Raw genomic sequence first — 17,411 nt, forward strand, 5'->3', positions numbered from 1 at the left:
AATCTTGAGCAGTTTGACATCCTCCCCACCTTACTTCGTTGAAGGTAGGGATTCCCATCATCACTGACGGGGTTTCCTGGCTCTACGAGCAACCTTACTTTTTTGGGTTTCCCCATCCAAGCAGAGGGTCATCTCATCCCCAGGCGTAACTTTCCGAGTGCCCCTCGGTAGTTGGGCTAGCCCTTGCAATGCTTTCATCAAAATGTTGATGGCAGCATTTACGTCTCGACAGTCAACATACCCACAATGAGGACATTTATGGGTGCGAGTGGATAAGGCTTTCTTCACTTCTTGCCCGCAATTAGAACAGTCCTGGGACGTGTAATCAGGTGCAACGGCAATTACTGGCACATCAAACACTTTCCCAAAATACTCCAACCACTGCCTAAACAATGTCCAGCTAGCATCAGATATTGATTTGGCTAAATGATGGTTTTTGACCATGTTTCGCACTTTTAGGTCTTCAATAGCTACCAAGTCTGCCGACTGGACAAGCGCCCTTGCAGTCTTTACCGCAAAGTCTTTACGCCGCCTTGACACCTTGAGATGCGTTCTACCCAACTTCTGGATGGCTTTGATGCGATTTTTGGCACCCTTAGCTCTACGGGAAACACGTTTTTGCGCCTTTTTCAAGGCTTTCTCCGCCTTCCTCAAAAACCTAGGGTTTTCAATCTTGTTGCCATCAGAGTCAGTGTAAAAGTGGTTTAAACCGACATCTATCCCTACCATCCTATTAGTGGGTTCATGGCGTTCTTTTCGCTCCTGGTTGATGGAAAACTGAACGTAGTATCCATCCGCCCTACGAACAACACGGACTCGCTTAATCTGCTCTTTTTGGTAAAAGTGCACGTCACGAGTTCCCCACATCTTGAACGTTCCAGCTTTGAAACCATCCCTGAATGTAATGGTTAATCGGTCATCCGATAATACCCATCCATCAACTTTGTACTCGACTGAGCAATGAGTTTGATGTTTTTTGAATTTGGGAAAGCCTTTCTTGCCTGGAACTTTTTTCTTGCAGTTATCAAAGAACCTAGCGATGGCACTCCATGCTCTCTCGGCACTAGCTTGACAGGCTTGTGCCGAGAGCTTCTTACACCATTCAAATTGTTCTCTAAGGACTTTGCAATATTTGTTGAGGTCGTACTTGTTGACCCCTCTATTGTCCATCCAGTACCGAAGGCAGCTATTTTGAACAAAACGAGCAGTACGGATCATCTCGTCTAAGATGACGTACTGCTCGTCTGTTCCTCGTAATTTTGCCTCGAATACTAGCATGGTTAACTCAATTCTATGTCGAATATATTAGTATAGAGTATTAGATAGTGCAAAAAGCAGGCATATTGAATACCTGCTTTTTGCTTGGGGGAGTGAAGGCATCCCCACCCTACTCCACTTCGTTACGTTGAGGATGGGGTTCTATCGCTCCCCCAAACGCACCCTACAATTGGACGACAATTGGACGACAATTTGCTGGGTGGAAAAGGATATTTACTCTGCCATCGATTGCAAAGGTAACATAACTGTAAACGTTGTCCCTTTGCCATCTTCACTTTCAACTGTAATCAACCCACCATGCAAATCCACACATTTTTTAACAATGGCTAATCCCAAACCTGTTCCCTGAATTGTGCCAACATTACTGGCGCGTTGAAACGACGAGAATAGTTTTTTGATATCCTCTGGGGGAATGCCAATTCCCTGATCTTGAATATGGAAAATCGCCGATTCTTCTTCGCAAGTTAACTCAACCTTCACCTCACTCCCCTGGGGAGAATACTTAATCGCATTAGAAATTAAGTTGTTCAAGATATGCTGTAAAAGCTTCTCATCCATTTGAGCATCACCACAGTCGCCATGACTGACAAAGTTAATCGAATGCTGTTGACTGATACTCATTTGCAGGGTGTCTACAATTTCCTGACAGAATCCGATTAAATCCATTGAGGCTGGCTTAAACGTTAGTTTTCCCGCCTCAGCTTTACCGATTGTTAGCACATCATCCAATAACTGCGTCATCCGGCTAACCGCGATTTGAATGCGCTGATAATGAGCTTTTTTCTTTTCATCCGTTAACTTTTTACTGTAACGCTCTAAAAGTTCTGACGATGAAAGAATTGCCGTTAATGGGGTGCGGAATTCGTGAGAGACTAAGGAAACAAAACTAGAGCGCAGTTCACTCAGTTCTCGTTCTTTTTCCAAGGCTTTAATGATTTCCGCTTCTGCCTTTTTCAACGATGTAATATCCCGTCCAACTCCCTGAAATTCTACAACATTGCCCTCATTATCAAACATCACTCGCTCAGTCCATTGTTGCCAGCGAATCTCATTGTCTGGCAAAATGACCCGGTGTTCGTAGGTGACGATAGGCTGTTCAACGGAAAGGGTTTTAAATTGCTGGTTGACAAATTCCTGGTCGATGTCGGGAATCTGGGGTTGAAAGCGATATCCGATTAATTCGGAGCGTTGTTTGTTGAAATAGCGACAGTAGGCATCATTGACAAAGGTAAACGTACCATCGGCTTTAAACCGACAAATCAATTCAGTTTGATCTTCAACAATGGCTCGATACCGTGCCTCACTTTGACGCAGTGCTTCCATGGCTTGCTTGCGTTCGGTGATATCCTCGATCATGGCTAAGGTATAGAGTACGTCACCTTGTTTATCCCGCAAGGCAATGAGGGTTAAATTCACCCAGACTAAATCGTTATTCTTTTTGATATAACGTTTTTCCAGTTGAAAGCTGTCAATCTCTCCGTTAATTAGCTGCTGCATATAGGGAATTTCCAGCGTCAACTCGTCAGGGTAAGTAATATCCTTAAAAGTGAGTGCCATGACTTCGGATTGACTGTAACCCAGCATCGTATAGAATGCCCGATTCACGCGAATGTAGCGATCAGTTAAGTCTGCCAATGTCATGCCAATCGGCGCTTCATCAAATACCCGACGAAACTGTTGTTCGCTATTGCGTAACTCGGCTTCAGTTTGCTGATGCTGAAGAATTTCTGCTTGCAGTTGTTCATTTGCCTGCTTGAGTTCGTGAGTTCGTTCTTCAACCCGCTGTTCTAACTCTACCATTGCCGTTTGCAGTTTGGCTTCTACTTGTTTGCGATCGCTAATATCCCGACCTTCAGCAATTAAGAGTTCGATCTCGCCGTTTTCATCCCGCAGGGGTTTGAGGGAAAAATCAATCGTAATCACGGATTGATCGGGGGCTAAAATATCGGCTTCGTAGCGAATGGTTTTCCCTGTCGCCGCTTCAGCAATAGCCGTTTTTAATTGCTGTTGAGTTTCGGCAGAAATTGTCCAACATTTTAACTGCCAGAAGGGATACCCGATTACTTGAGAACTATCCAGTTGGCAAAAATCTGTAGCCGTCTGGTTATCGGCGATGACGTTACCCTCTAGAGTTAACAAGCTGGACAATTGGAAGGTTTGATTGAAAACCGCTCGAAATCGCCGTTCACTTTCTCGCAGTTGGAATTCGGCTTGCTGGCGACTTAAAGCGTTAGCAAAGATACCGCCAATAATTTGTAAGAGGGAGAGGATATCGTCTGACCAAATTTTTTCGGCGTTAACAGTGGAACACCCTAAATATCCGATTAGATGATTGCCTTGGGCGATGGGAACAATAGCGATAGATTTATCCCCGGTTAACTCCATCGCTTGTCTCAGGGAATTAGCTTCGGGGGGCAAATCGCTGCGGCGGGAAATTTGAATCGCTTCTAAGTTTCTCAGTTTTGCCATTCCCCAGGGGTAAGTATCGGTAGGAAAATCTTGCCATTGGGGTTGGATGGAATTCACGTCGGGTGCAGTCCATTCCTGGATGATGCTGGCTGTTGTAGCGTCTTCTGAAAATAATGCCATATAGGTGCGATCGCATCCACAAAATTCACCGATTTTTTCCAAGGTATGCTGAATCCCCTCATCAATGCCATCAGAGCACAACTGGATGAATTGATGGGATAGGCTAGTGATTAACTGCTCAAACTCTATCCGTTCTTGCAGCTTGGCTTCTGTGTGCTTGGTTTCGGTGATATCTTGACCAATACCATACAACCTACCATCATCCCCCGGAATCAGTTTCCACGCCAGCCAGCGATAACTCCCGTCTTGGTGACGAATGCGATGCTCACATTCAACCGCCTCGGTTGAGGTACAATGGGCGATGGTGCGATCGCGATCATCGGGATGAATCAGTTGCTGAGAAGTATGCGATCGCAATTCCTCCTCTGTCCATCCCAAAACATTTTCCCAAGCCGGATTCAGCGGCTGCCAATATCCGTCTTCATGCCATATTCCGAATAAATCATCCGATAGTCTCAAAAATAAGTTCTGAGTGAATTCCCGGTTGGCTGGTTGATCCATGGATTCACGGGGCGTTTGAAAACTATTCATTTTAATTAGAATTTAATCCCTCTGGACGACGGCAAACGATAAACTTAGATGCACCTCTCTTAATTTTTCAGTATAGACACGTCATACAGAAGCTAAACATTGTACTACAACCACTCCGAGAATGGGAAGACTCCCGGCATTGGTGTCCACTTAAGCTGAAAGCAATGTTTCAAATGTGCCATGACACCATGATAGGCAGGGGCAGCCAGGAAAAATTCCCAGTATTTCTTTAACAAAGGTTTACATAAATTCATATATTTGCGTTTATACTAAACATTAAGACTGTTACATTAACGCAAGCATAGACCTTCAGGGCAAAATTTTCCCACCCGTTCAGAACGCAACCCTCAACCCAGACGTGCTATGGCTTGTTCCTGGGAACCTTTTGCCATCTGCCATTTGCCTTGTCTCTAAGTTGTTGGAAAAAATTAAAGTTGACGGTTGAGATCAGGGAACTCTTAACGGGAAGGAAGAATAAGGATTTGACGCTGATTAATCGTTTTGAGTAACAGCGAACAAAAGTGATGTCCAGGTACTGATTACCCGGATTTAGTCCAAAAGGGGATCTACCAGCCAACAATAGGCTCAACGGATGCCAATCATCCGATTTGTTGACTATCCTCACCCCAAACTAGGAGTATTTCATGCTGGTAACAACCCCATTAGACAAAAATATCACGGTGAAACGCCTGCTTAATATTTGGGCTGCCCGTTATGTCCCTGACTTATCCACCCTTTCATTAACCACTAACAAATGTACAACGACTGAGTTAATGGAAGCTACTTCTCCCCAAGGGCGAGAGAAAACCGTGACTAAACTCTCTCGATTAATCGAAATTCACTGTAAGTGTGCGGGTATCCGAACGAGTATTCTCTTCTCCTACATTCCCAACGTTGTCAACTTAACCGAATCCCAGGGCATTGCTACATCCTCAGCGCAAGTTTATGAGAAAGTTTTATCCGTCTATAAAAAACATTCCCTAACTTCCGATCTAATTTCCGCTTTATCTCAGGTGGAAACCGTTGATATTTCGACCGATTTATATAAAGTCTCGGTCATGCCCAAATTAGAGCTACCCGAAGTTTCCTCCCTTGTTACAATTCTGACCCCAGAATTAATGCAATTTCAGTCCCAGCATTTATCTGCCAATAATCAGAATACGCTAGGATTTATGAGTACCCAGTTTCATCTCAGTTCCAAGGTGTTGTTGAATCGGTTAAGCCTACCGGAACAGTTATTGCTCTCTCCTTACTTTAAATTTGTTGAAGAGCAAGTATGTATTCCCTGGCAACGAGTCTGCACAGCAGCGGCTAAACATTCCCTTAATTCTCCTGTATTAGCCTTAGTCGAGCAACTCATACCCAAGAGTCAGGAAATTGCCACACGGGTTTATCGCCACGCCTTGGAACGATACCCCACTTATCGCAGCCGTCGCGGAAAACTGGATCATCCAGAAGTAAAAGCCTCAAGTATCCGCGATGTCGAGATGTTTCAAGCCTACCTGTGGGTTTGTGTTTTGGAACAGAGTATGGCAGTAATGGAGAAAGAACTTTATCCCTTATGTGAGATGGTTTATCCCAGCGTAAGCGTCAGTTGGGAATTAGTGGAGAGCATGGTTGGACTTTTAGTAGACAAGATTCTCATCCGCCTAAACTCTGAGCAACAATCAATCGTTCAGCCTTATACTACAGCTATGCAGAAATTATTCGCTTGTCGTTAAAGGGAACAGGGAACACCTCGGCTTACTTCGGCTTACTTCGGCTTTGCTCAGTAACACGCTCAGTAAGCTGTCATGCATTTAAATTGGGTATTAGTAGCGAGCAAGATGCAAAGCCTGCGGCATGGCTTCGCTAAAGCCTGCGGCATGGCTTCGCTAAACGCACTACCAGGATTGCACCATTATTGATATTAAGGTTTAAATGCCGAACAGCTTAACACGCTCGGTGTGTAACAGGGAACAGGGAACGGGGAATAGCCTATTTGAGCCGGAAAGGTAGAGACGTAATCGGCTACGTTTCTACCCCCTCTCTGTCTCATCTCCTAGAATAGAGACATTAGAGTTGGTTAAGTCTCTATGGAAACCATTATTGGCACAGTGTTCGGGATCATTCTGCTGGTAGGATTCAGCGGCTTTAAAATCGATCGCGAATATGAACGCGGCGTGATCTTTCGCTTGGGACGGTTCAGCAATGTCAGAGGACCGGGGATGTATTGGATTCTACCGCTGATTGACCAAAAAGCCCAAGTAGATATCCGCACCAAAACCGTGGATATCGCCCCCCAAGAAGCGGTAACGGCTGACAGCGTGACGATTAAAGTCAATGCGGTTTTATATTATCGCATCATTGATCCATCGCGGGCAATTAATAAAGTCGAAAACTACGAAATTGCGGTTTATCAAGCCGCAATGACAACATTACGAAATGTCGTGGGACAAAACATCTTAGATGATGTCTTGCAAAACCGCGATAAAATCAACCTGCGTGTGCAAGAAATTGTAGACGAAATCACCGAATCCTGGGGCGTCGTGATTGAACGGGTAGAAATTAAAGATGTAGAAATTCCCAGCAATATGCAACGGGCAATGGCAAAAGAAGCCGAAGCCGTGCGGGAGAAACGGGCGCGTCTGATTAAGGCTTCCGCCGAACAAGAAGCATCAATTAAGTTAGCTGAAGCCTCGCAGAAGATTGTGGAAAATCCAGCCGCTTTGGAACTACGGCGTTTACAAATGCTGACGGAAATTGGCGCGGAAAATAACACCACAACCTTGATTATGATGCCATCTGATTTTATTACCTTAGCCAAGCAATGGACAGAGGTATTAGAGCAGGGCAATAAGGTTGAAAGGAATGGGAGTGTTCAGGTTAAATCACCGGAGGAGCCGATTCCCTTAGATTTGTAGAGCGTCGGTCAAGTATTCCGAGAAACCGGGTTTCTTTGGGTGAAAACTTGATATTTCGTTGTCAAATTCACGAGCAACCCGGTTTCTTAACCGATGTCCTAGAGCGGTAGGGATATTTGACAGATGTAGGGGCGGGTTTTACGATTATCGGATGTAAGAAACCCAGATATTGATAAACCCGCCCTTGCCAAAGGTGTCATTTATAAGACCCAATTGTATCAGACCTGAAATTGTGCGATCGCATCGCCTTGAGAAGCGTTGATTGTCATCTATCATAAGGTGTGTTCAATTCATTAAATAACGACCCCACTTTTTTTTGTTATCACTACCGCCACCTAAGATAACTCCTAACTTAGGTGAAGGGCGCTTATTTAGCCACTTTACCAATGCCGAGGGAGTTACAGGAATTACAGGGATTGTCGGTGATAGTCTTGATATAGGACAACAAGTCATCGTCAGCGAACTTCGATTTAAACAAGGAGAGAATGATTATCTAGCATGGGAATCCGGTAGTATATTCGTTACAGAATTAGGTATTGGTAACGAGGATTCGATAATGACCCATTCAAATCTTAATTCAGTTCTAGAAGATTTGGGGACGACTCAGATTGAGAAACAAGTTCCGGCGTTAGAACAAGCTGTAGACATTGTTGATTCTATTGCTATCCAAGCTGTTGCTGCTTTAAGAAAAAGTCCAAATCGCTTTCTGGTTGCCGAACGCCTTAAACGTTTCGGTTCCGTGATTGTGCCGCATCTAGAGAAACTATTCCAGGAATCGGATGATTCAGAAACTCAAATTCTGGCAGCGCTTGTGCTACTGCAATTTAACTCACGGGTAGGAGTACCTTGTCTGTTAGATGCCGTAACTCAGGATAAAGACTATGCTGGCTTAGTTGCTGAACATTTAGCAAAACTAGGAATTAAGGAAGCGATTGAACCAATTCTCAATCGTCTCAGAACGTGCCATCTCAAAGAAGTGGATTTAGTGGTTAATCTTCTAGATGCCTTAGCTAAACTCGGTGGTATCTTGCCCTCTGACTTTCAGCAACGTTTATCTGCGGCTGATGTGCCTTGGCAAATCCGTAGAAAAGGCCATTGAAGCCCTGAGAAGGATTGGCAAGACAAAGGAACGTGTGGAAGAACTACATAAAATGCTAGTTGAGTATCAGCACAAGGCGGTAGCAGAAATGCGATCATCTGTGTTTACTTCAGATATAAATTTTATGGAAGTAATGGAAAAAGCAAGAGAGGAGGTTAAAGGTAAATCACAGCTAGATGCTCTTCTTAAATTAGCGGTCATGGGGGTATCTCCAAAGGTTGATACACTACGAGAACAAGTTCAAGAATCTACTCGTCAGCACCTATTTCGCAACTTTGTTCCTGAATACAGGGTAAATGAAATGGGAAAAGTTACAGCTCGTAAGCCTTCAATGATATCTTCAATACTCTCTAACGATTCTCAAAAAATTGAAGAGGTGACCAGAGCTGAAACGTTTAAGTTATCTAGGCTTTACCAGCAAATTCATGCTCAGGCAGTTGTCGAACCTGCTAGAGATCAAATCAACTTGGAGCATAACGTCTACCCTAGATGATAAAGGTATTCAAAATGAACGCGACCTTAACACACTGCTGTATTCAGAGGAAGTTAAAACTATTTTCAGTGAAGACATACTTTTTGACATTCAAAGCTTATTGATTCATCGTTTTGGCTCCAATCTCAGAAATCGAATGGCTCATGGTTTAATAGACTACGATGGATTTATCACACTAGAAGTATCTTATCTATGGTGGTTGACATTACATCTATGCTGTTTGCCAATTCTTGCCCAAAGGCAAAGCCAAAGTGAACCGAGTGAGACTTCAGAAAATCCAGAACGAGAATAAGACTATATAAAACCTGTTATTCTGGTCAAAAACGACGCCTAAACTGATGACAAAAACCCTAACAATTACTGAAGTCGTTACGTCCCTTAACGAAGCTGAATCGCGGTTCAATATTCGCCAAAGTGATAATCTTGAGTTCTTTTCAGAATGGCAAAACAATCTTCCTGAACTCACCCAATCCGAACGGGAAACCCTCGACCGGATTAAAACGAGCTATCTCTACAACAGTGCCGATGGCTCAATGACCGAAGCGACTGTGAATTTACTCCTCGTTTCTCCACTGTTGTACTTAGCTGGTTTTTGTGACCCGCCCTATAAACTGAAAGGAGAAAAATCAGTCGAGTTTACGGTTGAAGAACGAGATGAAACCTATCGCGGCCGCATTGACGCTCTCGTGTTAAAAAATCAATTTTGGCTGACACTGATTGAATCCAAACAAACCAAATTTTCCTTTTCAGTCGCAATTCCCCAAGCCCTCGCCTACATGATGGCTAATCCTCATCCCACACAACCGTCCTTTGGCTTAGTCACTAATGGGGATAACTTCCTTTTCCTGAAGTTAATTCAAGAACCTGTCGGTTACTATGATTTGTCCACTGATTTTTCTATCTTTGCCCGTCCGCAAAATGAACTATACAACGTTCTGCAAATTATGAAACGAATTGGTACGTTAATTACATGAATAAACGCAGGTTTGTAGTAAGGGCTTTAGCCTTCTCATCGTGCCCTATCCAGGAATAAAACTGCTTAATCCATCAGTTTAATCCATCAGTTGCAGATTGCGAGGGTAGATCATTGGTCTTATATCATTGGTCATACTAGAATACAGAAATACGAAGTGAGCGAATGACAAATTACAACTTCCCACCGTTAACTTTAATTGTCCCCACCTACTTAGTTCACTCCTCTGCTTTAACAAAGACGCCTAAACCAAAATCACAACTTCTGTTCCTAGACGAGCATTTACTCATTTTTACATTAATCTCATACCTATCCTCGGCTGGAGGAACAAAAGGAACAACAGCAACAGCATAATCGGTCATATCAGATGCGATGACATTACCTTGCATATCTTCGACAATTATATCCACATCCTCACAACTCTTATCGCAAACAGCAACGAAACTGTACTCTCGACTGGGCGATAAAAATACCGTCTTCGGTGCTTGCGCCCCTCTAGAGAGTCTGGCTACTGTTCGCGGAAATACCAGTTGATAGCCCTCCTCGTCTTGGGCTTCAATGACTGCCCGAATTTGAGCTTCGACTTCCTGCTCGGATTCGTTTAGGGGTCTAGCCGTTGCGGTAATCTGAACTGTTGTCACTGAAAACAGCGCTAGGGTAGACACAATCAGACGTGTAACAATCTTCATGGCAATGATGGTATGGTATGAAGCCCAAATCGAATATTGTACACCGTAGGTTCGCGATCGCCTATTCTTCGGTTCAGTTCAACTCCTCAAAAGACCCATGATTAATGACGACTAAGACTCGTCTTCCACAGGCAAAAACTCCTTGGTTTCCGATGAATATTCCCAAGCAACTCCGTCTGGATCTTTACTTTGACTCCATTGGGCAAAATCCGGATCAGATTTGCGCTTGCCAATCGTACTCGAATGAACATCGAGTCGTTTGGCTAATTCTGCCTGAATCAAAGCCTGACCCTCTTTCTCTTCATCCTCAGATTGCTCAGATTGAGGTGATGGCTTCTCCGGCGGGGATTCGAGTTTTTCCTGAATGTCCGCTTCCTCAGTCTCAGATTCCCAAGGACTGGACTTATCCTCCATCTCTTCCTCTGTCTCATCCTCTCCATCTTCCATCAGCCATTGAACCAGCTTTGGGGCTTGATTGGTCAAGGATTCATTCTCTTGTTCCGGTAGCGGTTCACTGCTATCAAAGATGCTTCCCAGAGCATTAGCCGTGAGAAAGTAATAAACGGTTCCTTTATCCTCGTAGTCTCGACGCTTCGCCCCAAATTCTTCTGCCTTTCTCTCCAAGTATCGCTGGGCGGCGGTTCCAGAGATGTTCGCTTTTATCGACAAGTCTAAGGGCGTCAAGCAACCCTGATTGTCTTTGATCAGTTGATTAAACCAGGGGTTGACTTGCTTACTCCATTGCAGCCACCGATACTGTTGCCAAATTTTCAACAGAATAATCACAACCAAAAGCGCAAGCAGATAGGGCCACGTTTTAAACAACAGGACGAATACAAACGCGATCGGGAGTAGGAGAATTAGAATCCCTGTAGTACTGCTATCAATTACTTTTCCGGTCATATCCCTGCTTGCAATTTTCTCTTGAGCGTAAGCGAATTACGGTAACGATGGCATTTCCTTGACTGACAGCCCAGCCTTAGCTGGCTCTAGCCTAACTTAAGCCGTTGATTGGCACGTTGCCTATCTCAACAGTTTACGGTTTCTTGAGCCAGGTTGGTCAGCGAGAGGCGTTTTAACATCGCTGCCCGTGCTTGCTTTGCTAACGTATCATCTAGGGGCGTCAAAGTGATAGGGGTTTGGTACTTTTGTTTTAATCCGGTTTGGATCAGCCAATCGGCGATAAAGGGATTCTTGGGTAAAAGTGGACCATGGGAGTAGGTCGCGATCGCGTTTCGATAAAATGCCCCTTCCATGCCATCCTCGCCGTTATTCCCGTAGCCTTTCATCACTTTACCCAGAGGAGAGACATTCCCCAAATAGGTACGCCCGCCATGATTTTCAAAGCCAATCACAATCGGCTTACGTCCCAGCATCTGTTCTAAGTCTTGGGCGAGGGGAGATGCGGTTAACTCAAAAACGACATTGCCAATACAGCGACGGGCATCAGGTCCAGGATGCTTACTGACAAAATCCAACAAGCCTAATCCTTCAATCCGTTGACCTAAAGCGGGTTCGTAATAGTGCCCCAACAGTTGCGGGGAACCGCAGGTAAACACGCCAGGGGTTCCGGTTTCCAGTTTCTGGCGCAACGTATCTGCCTTTGTCCCCCGCAAGTCCCGCATCACAATTTCCTGTTGTCGGTCTTGGGCACCACCTCCCATAAACACATCGACCTGATGGAATTGGTCAGCAGAGGTTTGCTGGTCGAGGGCTAGGACATTCACCCGAATCCCCCGCCATTGAGCGCGTTGTTGGAGGCAGATCACATTGCCGCGATCGCCGTAGGTACTCATTAGGGTCGGGTATAGCCAGCCAATCGTTAGTTCTAGGTGTTCGGGATTCATCGTTTTTGCTTACTCTCTATCTAAGTTTTACAGGCTGACTAGAGGGAAAACGGAAAGAAGTCCTGTAGAGACGGGTTTAGCCACAATCGTAGAGACGGGTTTAGGGACTGTAGGGGCGGGTTTAGGGACTAAATTCACCTATTCACCGATAAATGAACAACAAAACCCGCCCTCCTCACCGATAAATGAACAACAAAATCCGCCCTCCCTCACCGATAACAGTTCAACCCAACCCCCCTGGCAAATCATAAAATTAACCCTTAAAATTACCATTTTTTCTATTTTTTGTCAAAAAAAGATTTTGATTTTTACAAAAATACATGCATCGAACCCCAACGGGCTTGAGTCGGAGGAGTACCGCTTTTTGACGCCAAAGTAAGGGGTTCAGCTTACGATGAGACAGGTTAACTGCTCTAAGACATCGAGAGCGTCCTGTGCAGGTAAGTTACGCTTTTCAAATAACGGTGGGAGGTATTTCCTGGCATCTAAATAGCACTCATCTGGGGTAAAAAATTGGGTGGTTGTGATATGCTCTTCTAATAATCCTCGAACCTTTCTCCCTAAAACAGCGCGAACTAAGATATTTGCATCCAGAACAATTTGTTTCTTGGTTGACATGAAAACGATTTAGGCTTTATTTTCGCGAAGTTGGCGAAATTCTTGCACCAGTTCATCTTCACTGATTCCTTGCTCAGCTAGTAAAGCATCAAGTTTGGCTGCTGCTTGTTTGAGGGCTTCTAGTTCAGCTTTGACGGGTTCTTGATGGGCAGGGACAAAATACCCAACGGTTTGTCCGTGACGCATCACAGCAACGGGAGAAGCAGCGTCTATATACTTGGCTAAGTTTTGCCTGAACTCCCGAACACCAATTCTTTCTACCATTTCACTCTCTACTTTTGATTTGTGTATCGTTGTGTACACAAATTCTAGCATAGGTTTCGATCTCAACTTCTTTGGGTGGTGCGTTTGCTTAACAGCAACGCACCCTACTGGCGTAACACTAAATCTTGGGTAAGGGGAGAGGCGGTTAACTCGAAGACGACATTGCCAATACAGCGACGGGCTTTAGGTCTAGGATGCTTACTGACAAAATCCAATAACCCTAATCCTTAAATCCGTTGACCTAAAGCGGGTTCGTAATAGTGACCCAACAGTTGCGGAGAACCGCAGGTAAACACTCCAGGGGTTCCGGTTTCCAGTTTCTGGCGTAATTCATGGATTACTCCTACAGATGGTCGTTTAGGCTTATTATCGGAAACAATAAAAATTATCGTAGACCGATCTATTTTCACAAGATTATTGTCCAGGGTAAGCTCATCTAATTTGGTATAAATTGCAATTCTGGCAATAATCGGTTGACTACTCCCTTTATAAACCAGTCCGCGTAGGCGGACTTTGTTTGTGTAGCTGCGATTTCAATCGCCTCCTCAAAAGGGGGTTACTCACAAAATCTGCCGCCCGGTGAGCAATCCCCGCACTTCTAACATGGCAGAATAAGTGGGTAAAATATGCAGCGTTTCATCCTCTGGTGTATGTGCCAATGCCGTCTTAATCGCCTCCTGTAAATCCTCTTTAATAATTAACTCACAAGGATGTTCTGCCTCAGATTGAGAATACTTGAGGCGCAATGCCATATCATAAACGCGATCGCCACTCACAACAATCGTTCCCCCTAACGCCACCAGCTTCTCGGTATCCACGTCCCAAATCCAAGACACATCCGTCCCATCAGGGGTGCGGTCATTCAACACTACTAACTTGGTCGAAGCTGCCCCCTGTTTTTGGATATCATGCACCGCCCGAATCGTTTCATTCATCCCGACTGGATTTTTCGATAACAGAATTCGCACGTTCTTGCCCTGAACCACCAATTCCTCGGCGCGTCCAAATGCCGCCTTGAAGGTTTTAACCGTATCGTAAATATCCGCCCGTTCAATCCCCAATTCCTCTGCCACTAATCCGGCGGCGAGGGTATTATATTTGTTATAAATACCAATTAAGATTTGGGGCCACTCCTGACTATTTACTGCTAAGGAACTTTTCTGAAATCCGCAACTCGCGCAGTGGTAGTCCCCTAAATGAGACAAGTAAACCCCCTTGTAATCCAAGGGATAGCCGCAACTGGGACAGTAAATCGAGTCTACGGCATGGGGAATTTCTTCCAGATAGCGCTCCGGTTCATTTAACCCGAAAAATCGCACCGTTTGCGATAACTGCTGACCCAAATGACACAGTGTCGGATCATCAGCATTCAAAATCACCCGTGTTTGAGCAGGAAGCGGTGCGATCGCCTTCATCCAACGCTGACTAATTGTATCTACTTCCCCGTAGCGATCAAGCTGATCACGAAATAGATTTAAGCCCAAAATCACTTGGGGCTGACAATCCTGCAAGAGCAAGGGTAAGATATTTTCATCCACTTCTAAAATGGCATAATCGGCATCCAGCACACCAACAACATTGGTATGCTCCATCAACGCCGTCACCAACCCATTAATCAAATTCGCACCCGTGACATTATGCGCCACTCGCCACCCCTGACGCTCCAACAGAGTCCGCAATAATAGAGCCGTCGTGGTTTTGCCATTCGTCCCCACAATCAGAATCACCCCACGCCGTACCTGTGCCAAAAGCAACGGCAAAGCATGGGGTTGAATTCTGCGGGCAATTGACCCTGGTAATACACTCGCTGCCCCTAAACGGAATCCTCGCACCAACGAGGTAACGCTTTTAGCCGCGCCTACCGATAAACTCAGACGCACTTGATCTAGCACTGATTGACTCACATCCACACTCCTCCCAGATGGGGCAGCTTTTTGGTTCGCTGAGCTTATACTAGGTTATTTACTCAGCCATCTATAGCTCGTCAGCATAATATTCTACCTATTTGCGTAAGTTCGTAGTTGCGCTGTCTTCGCCATAAACGTCTGCATCGCCCACGATAAACCTTTCACTCCAACCTTGGTCAGGGCGGGTTTAGTCGCATCTGGGTTAGGGAAGCAACGATAATAGCGAAACCCGCCCCTACACCCTACACCCAGTAGTACCCTCAAGTCCCTTGTCACCCCCTCATACCGAGTGGCGCTCAAACATAGTAGATAGGAAAAGCAGGGGAAGCAGGGGCAGCAGGGGAAGCAGGGGCAGCAGGGGGAGGGAAAGTTATATCTTTGAATGCAACTTGGTATCAGGTCAAAACTATTTCACCGAGTCATGATGCTGTTGCACCACTTGAACCAATCGACCCCCGCAATTTAAAATATCATCGGCTAACTGAACAATCCACAGATTGGGCAGGGCTTGAGGTCTAATGGCTAAAACATTGGCAAGGGCATCGTCCTCTCTACCCACGCCCAATAACTCAGTACAAACAATCAACGCCACCGCCGCCGAACGACTCACTCCAGATTGACAATGGATGAGTAAATCCCCCTGGTTCGACGAAATCAAATTGGTAAATTCGATAATTTGCAGGATATGCTCTACTGTCGGCAAGACATATTCGGGATCATCATGGGGTATATCAATATCATCAAACTCTAATCGCAAATGGTGAGGAATGCGAGTATAACCCGGAGGCGGAGCAACTCCCGGAGAACCAATGGAAATCAGATAGTGAATGGATGACCCTGGCGTTTTCGACCAGAGATATTCACTGGCTTCACTAAATGAACCAATCCAGAGTTTAGGTAAACCCGGAATTTGAATAGAACTCGCCGCCATTGCTGAGATATCCTGCACATCGCGATTCATCGCCCCCTTGAGTTTTTCAATCACCGCCGCTGCTCTATCTCGAACATAAGCATCTTCATCATTAAGCGCTTGTCGAATACCCGCTATCACTGTTGGTGTGCCAATATTTCCCAAGGCTTCCACCACTCTGGTGCGGACAAAGACATCTCCATCGCTAAGTGACTGTAAAATTCCCGCAATGGCCGTTTCAGTGCCAATTTCACCTAATACGGACACAGACGCCGCCCGAACTTCTAAGACAGGATGATAAAGCCCTTCCAGGAGAATAGAAACCGCCTCTTCGCTCGCCAGATTTCCTAAGGCATAGACGGCTTTGGTGTGAATATAAAAGTCTGGGTCATAGAGCGCCCGTTTTAAGTCTTCGAGTGCGGCATCACTTCTGAGTTGTCCTAACGCCCATGTCGCTCTACCGCGAACATAGTGATCCTCATCTTCTCGCAAAACCTGTAGGAGTGGGTCAATTGCCACAGGATTGGCGATACGTCCCAACGCCGTCGCCGCCCGCCAACGGACTTGAGCATCCTCATGGTTTAGGGCGTCCAAGAGTCCCGTAACTGCCTGTTCACTACCGATTTCCCCTAATGCCCACGTTGCCCACTTTCGCACCTGCGGGGATGAATCTGCCAAGGCTGCAAGTAAATCCGTCACTACCACCTCGCTACCAATTTGTGCTAGTCCCCACGCCGCCCAAGCCTGTACGCTATTATCGTCCTGGTTGAGTCCTTGCCGGAAAACTGGAATCGATTGTTCTGAGCGCATTCGGGCTAAGGAGCGAATTTTATGCACGACTGAAGCATTATCAGGGTTAGTCATTAAATTAAGTCACAGGTCAAACGTCAAAAGTTAAAAGTCATTTGTCATTTGTCATTTGTCATTCGTCATTCGTCATTTGTAAGGGAAAGAAGTAATCGAAAGACGCCATAGCGGAACTTAGCTATACGTCAACAAAAACTGGATTTGCGATCGCGACACTGCCAGAGGCAATCGCGATTAGGTCATTCGCGTCTACACCTTTGATACGGGCTAATGTTTCATCACCAGAACTGATCAGAGCATGACCCTTATTCCCACCGCTTCCCTGAGTGATGGTCAGCTCTTCAAAGGTCAGTCCATTGGCTAACCCCAAAAAATCTTCACCCAGATGAAAATCTATTATTGTATCAGTTCCTTCGCCAAGGGCAAGCACAAACGTATCGCTACCCTGTCCCCCAGAGAAATCGTCTCCCGTGAGAGTGTCATCCCCTAAACCGCCCCAAAGT

Annotated in this window: 15 protein-coding genes and 2 pseudogenes; 6 read left to right on the top strand and 11 right to left on the bottom strand. The window is 45.3% G+C overall.

The annotated features are described in order from the left end of the window. Nucleotides 1–60: 60 nt before the first annotated feature. Entirely contained in the window at nucleotides 61–1,278 is a 1,218-nt protein-coding gene (locus RIB93_RS14860) for an RNA-guided endonuclease InsQ/TnpB family protein (RefSeq protein ID WP_446373520.1), read from the bottom strand. A gap of 213 nt (nucleotides 1,279–1,491) precedes the next feature. After that, nucleotides 1,492–4,398 (bottom strand): PAS domain S-box protein, encoded by a 2,907-nt coding sequence (locus RIB93_RS14865; protein WP_446373521.1) that lies wholly within the window; start codon nucleotides 4,396–4,398, stop codon nucleotides 1,492–1,494. 644 nt (nucleotides 4,399–5,042) lie between these two features. Between RIB93_RS14865 and RIB93_RS14870 the strand changes: the two genes are divergently transcribed. The 6 genes from RIB93_RS14870 to RIB93_RS14895 all read left to right on the top strand — a co-directional run bounded on the left by RIB93_RS14870 (nucleotide 5,043) and on the right by RIB93_RS14895 (nucleotide 9,867). After that, nucleotides 5,043–6,119 (top strand): hypothetical protein, encoded by a 1,077-nt coding sequence (locus tag RIB93_RS14870; protein ID WP_446373522.1) that lies wholly within the window; start codon nucleotides 5,043–5,045, stop codon nucleotides 6,117–6,119. A gap of 354 nt (nucleotides 6,120–6,473) precedes the next feature. Further along, nucleotides 6,474–7,301: a slipin family protein gene (locus RIB93_RS14875; RefSeq protein ID WP_446373523.1), complete on the top strand. Its 828-nt coding sequence runs from the start codon at nucleotides 6,474–6,476 to the stop codon at nucleotides 7,299–7,301. A gap of 316 nt (nucleotides 7,302–7,617) precedes the next feature. After that, complete coding sequence (locus RIB93_RS14880; RefSeq protein ID WP_446373524.1) at nucleotides 7,618–8,400, top strand: hypothetical protein; 783 nt, start codon at nucleotides 7,618–7,620, stop codon at nucleotides 8,398–8,400. Between the two features lie 34 nt (nucleotides 8,401–8,434). After that, nucleotides 8,435–8,893: a hypothetical protein gene (locus RIB93_RS14885; RefSeq protein ID WP_446373525.1), complete on the top strand. Its 459-nt coding sequence runs from the start codon at nucleotides 8,435–8,437 to the stop codon at nucleotides 8,891–8,893. Then, the gene (locus RIB93_RS14890; protein ID WP_446373526.1) at nucleotides 8,826–9,185 is read left to right on the top strand and encodes a DUF4209 domain-containing protein; all 360 of its coding nucleotides are present in this window, start codon (nucleotides 8,826–8,828) and stop codon (nucleotides 9,183–9,185) included. The genes RIB93_RS14885 and RIB93_RS14890 overlap by 68 nt, the downstream gene beginning before the upstream one ends. 46 nt (nucleotides 9,186–9,231) lie before the next feature. Continuing rightward, complete coding sequence (locus tag RIB93_RS14895; RefSeq protein ID WP_446373527.1) at nucleotides 9,232–9,867, top strand: type I restriction endonuclease; 636 nt, start codon at nucleotides 9,232–9,234, stop codon at nucleotides 9,865–9,867. A gap of 217 nt (nucleotides 9,868–10,084) precedes the next feature. On the opposite strand, the gene RIB93_RS14900 is transcribed toward RIB93_RS14895, so the two are convergent. The 9 genes and pseudogenes from RIB93_RS14900 to RIB93_RS14940 all read right to left on the bottom strand — a co-directional run. Next, on the bottom strand, nucleotides 10,085–10,555 hold the full coding sequence (locus RIB93_RS14900) for a hypothetical protein (RefSeq protein WP_446373528.1): 471 nt from the start codon (nucleotides 10,553–10,555) through the stop codon (nucleotides 10,085–10,087). Between the two features lie 111 nt (nucleotides 10,556–10,666). After that, on the bottom strand, nucleotides 10,667–11,458 hold the full coding sequence (locus RIB93_RS14905) for a hypothetical protein (protein WP_446373529.1): 792 nt from the start codon (nucleotides 11,456–11,458) through the stop codon (nucleotides 10,667–10,669). Nucleotides 11,459–11,583: 125 nt separating this feature from the next. Continuing rightward, nucleotides 11,584–12,402 carry a type 1 glutamine amidotransferase gene (locus RIB93_RS14910; RefSeq protein ID WP_446373530.1) on the bottom strand — a complete coding sequence of 273 codons (819 nt, stop codon included), beginning with the start codon at nucleotides 12,400–12,402 and terminating at the stop codon, nucleotides 11,584–11,586. Nucleotides 12,403–12,786: 384 nt separating this feature from the next. Further along, nucleotides 12,787–13,020 carry a PIN domain-containing protein gene (locus tag RIB93_RS14915; RefSeq protein ID WP_446373531.1) on the bottom strand — a complete coding sequence of 78 codons (234 nt, stop codon included), beginning with the start codon at nucleotides 13,018–13,020 and terminating at the stop codon, nucleotides 12,787–12,789. A 9-nt stretch (nucleotides 13,021–13,029) separates the two neighbouring features. Continuing rightward, nucleotides 13,030–13,284, bottom strand: coding sequence for a type II toxin-antitoxin system Phd/YefM family antitoxin (locus RIB93_RS14920; protein ID WP_446373532.1), 255 nt, complete (start codon nucleotides 13,282–13,284; stop codon nucleotides 13,030–13,032). 119 nt (nucleotides 13,285–13,403) lie between these two features. Beyond that, nucleotides 13,404–13,595 (bottom strand): annotated as a pseudogene (locus RIB93_RS14925) (cobalamin biosynthesis protein CobQ); the annotation flags it as partial. Nucleotides 13,596–13,844: 249 nt separating this feature from the next. Beyond that, nucleotides 13,845–15,188, bottom strand: a complete 1,344-nt coding sequence (locus RIB93_RS14930; RefSeq protein WP_446373533.1) for a MurT ligase domain-containing protein — start codon at nucleotides 15,186–15,188, stop codon at nucleotides 13,845–13,847. A gap of 409 nt (nucleotides 15,189–15,597) precedes the next feature. Then, a complete protein-coding gene (locus RIB93_RS14935) occupies nucleotides 15,598–16,965 on the bottom strand; it encodes a HEAT repeat domain-containing protein (RefSeq protein ID WP_446373534.1) in 1,368 nt (455 codons plus the stop codon). Nucleotides 16,966–17,086: 121 nt separating this feature from the next. Next, a pseudogene (locus tag RIB93_RS14940) lies at nucleotides 17,087–17,411 on the bottom strand (hypothetical protein); the annotation flags it as partial.

The sequence above is a fragment of the Coleofasciculus sp. D1-CHI-01 genome, from assembly GCF_040218875.1.
Taxonomy (GTDB): domain Bacteria; phylum Cyanobacteriota; class Cyanobacteriia; order Cyanobacteriales; family Coleofasciculaceae; genus Coleofasciculus.

Coding starts and splice junctions, on each gene's coding strand:
- RIB93_RS14860 (WP_446373520.1), bottom strand. CDS start 1,278: ATGCTAGTATTCGAGGCAAAATTACGAGGAACAGACGAGCAGTACGTC.
- RIB93_RS14865 (WP_446373521.1), bottom strand. CDS start 4,398: ATGAATAGTTTTCAAACGCCCCGTGAATCCATGGATCAACCAGCCAAC.
- RIB93_RS14870 (WP_446373522.1), top strand. CDS start 5,043: ATGCTGGTAACAACCCCATTAGACAAAAATATCACGGTGAAACGCCTG.
- RIB93_RS14875 (WP_446373523.1), top strand. CDS start 6,474: ATGGAAACCATTATTGGCACAGTGTTCGGGATCATTCTGCTGGTAGGA.
- RIB93_RS14890 (WP_446373526.1), top strand. CDS start 8,826: ATGCTCAGGCAGTTGTCGAACCTGCTAGAGATCAAATCAACTTGGAGC.
- RIB93_RS14895 (WP_446373527.1), top strand. CDS start 9,232: ATGACAAAAACCCTAACAATTACTGAAGTCGTTACGTCCCTTAACGAA.
- RIB93_RS14900 (WP_446373528.1), bottom strand. CDS start 10,555: ATGAAGATTGTTACACGTCTGATTGTGTCTACCCTAGCGCTGTTTTCA.
- RIB93_RS14905 (WP_446373529.1), bottom strand. CDS start 11,458: ATGACCGGAAAAGTAATTGATAGCAGTACTACAGGGATTCTAATTCTC.
- RIB93_RS14910 (WP_446373530.1), bottom strand. CDS start 12,402: ATGAATCCCGAACACCTAGAACTAACGATTGGCTGGCTATACCCGACC.
- RIB93_RS14915 (WP_446373531.1), bottom strand. CDS start 13,020: ATGTCAACCAAGAAACAAATTGTTCTGGATGCAAATATCTTAGTTCGC.
- RIB93_RS14920 (WP_446373532.1), bottom strand. CDS start 13,284: ATGGTAGAAAGAATTGGTGTTCGGGAGTTCAGGCAAAACTTAGCCAAG.
- RIB93_RS14935 (WP_446373534.1), bottom strand. CDS start 16,965: ATGACTAACCCTGATAATGCTTCAGTCGTGCATAAAATTCGCTCCTTA.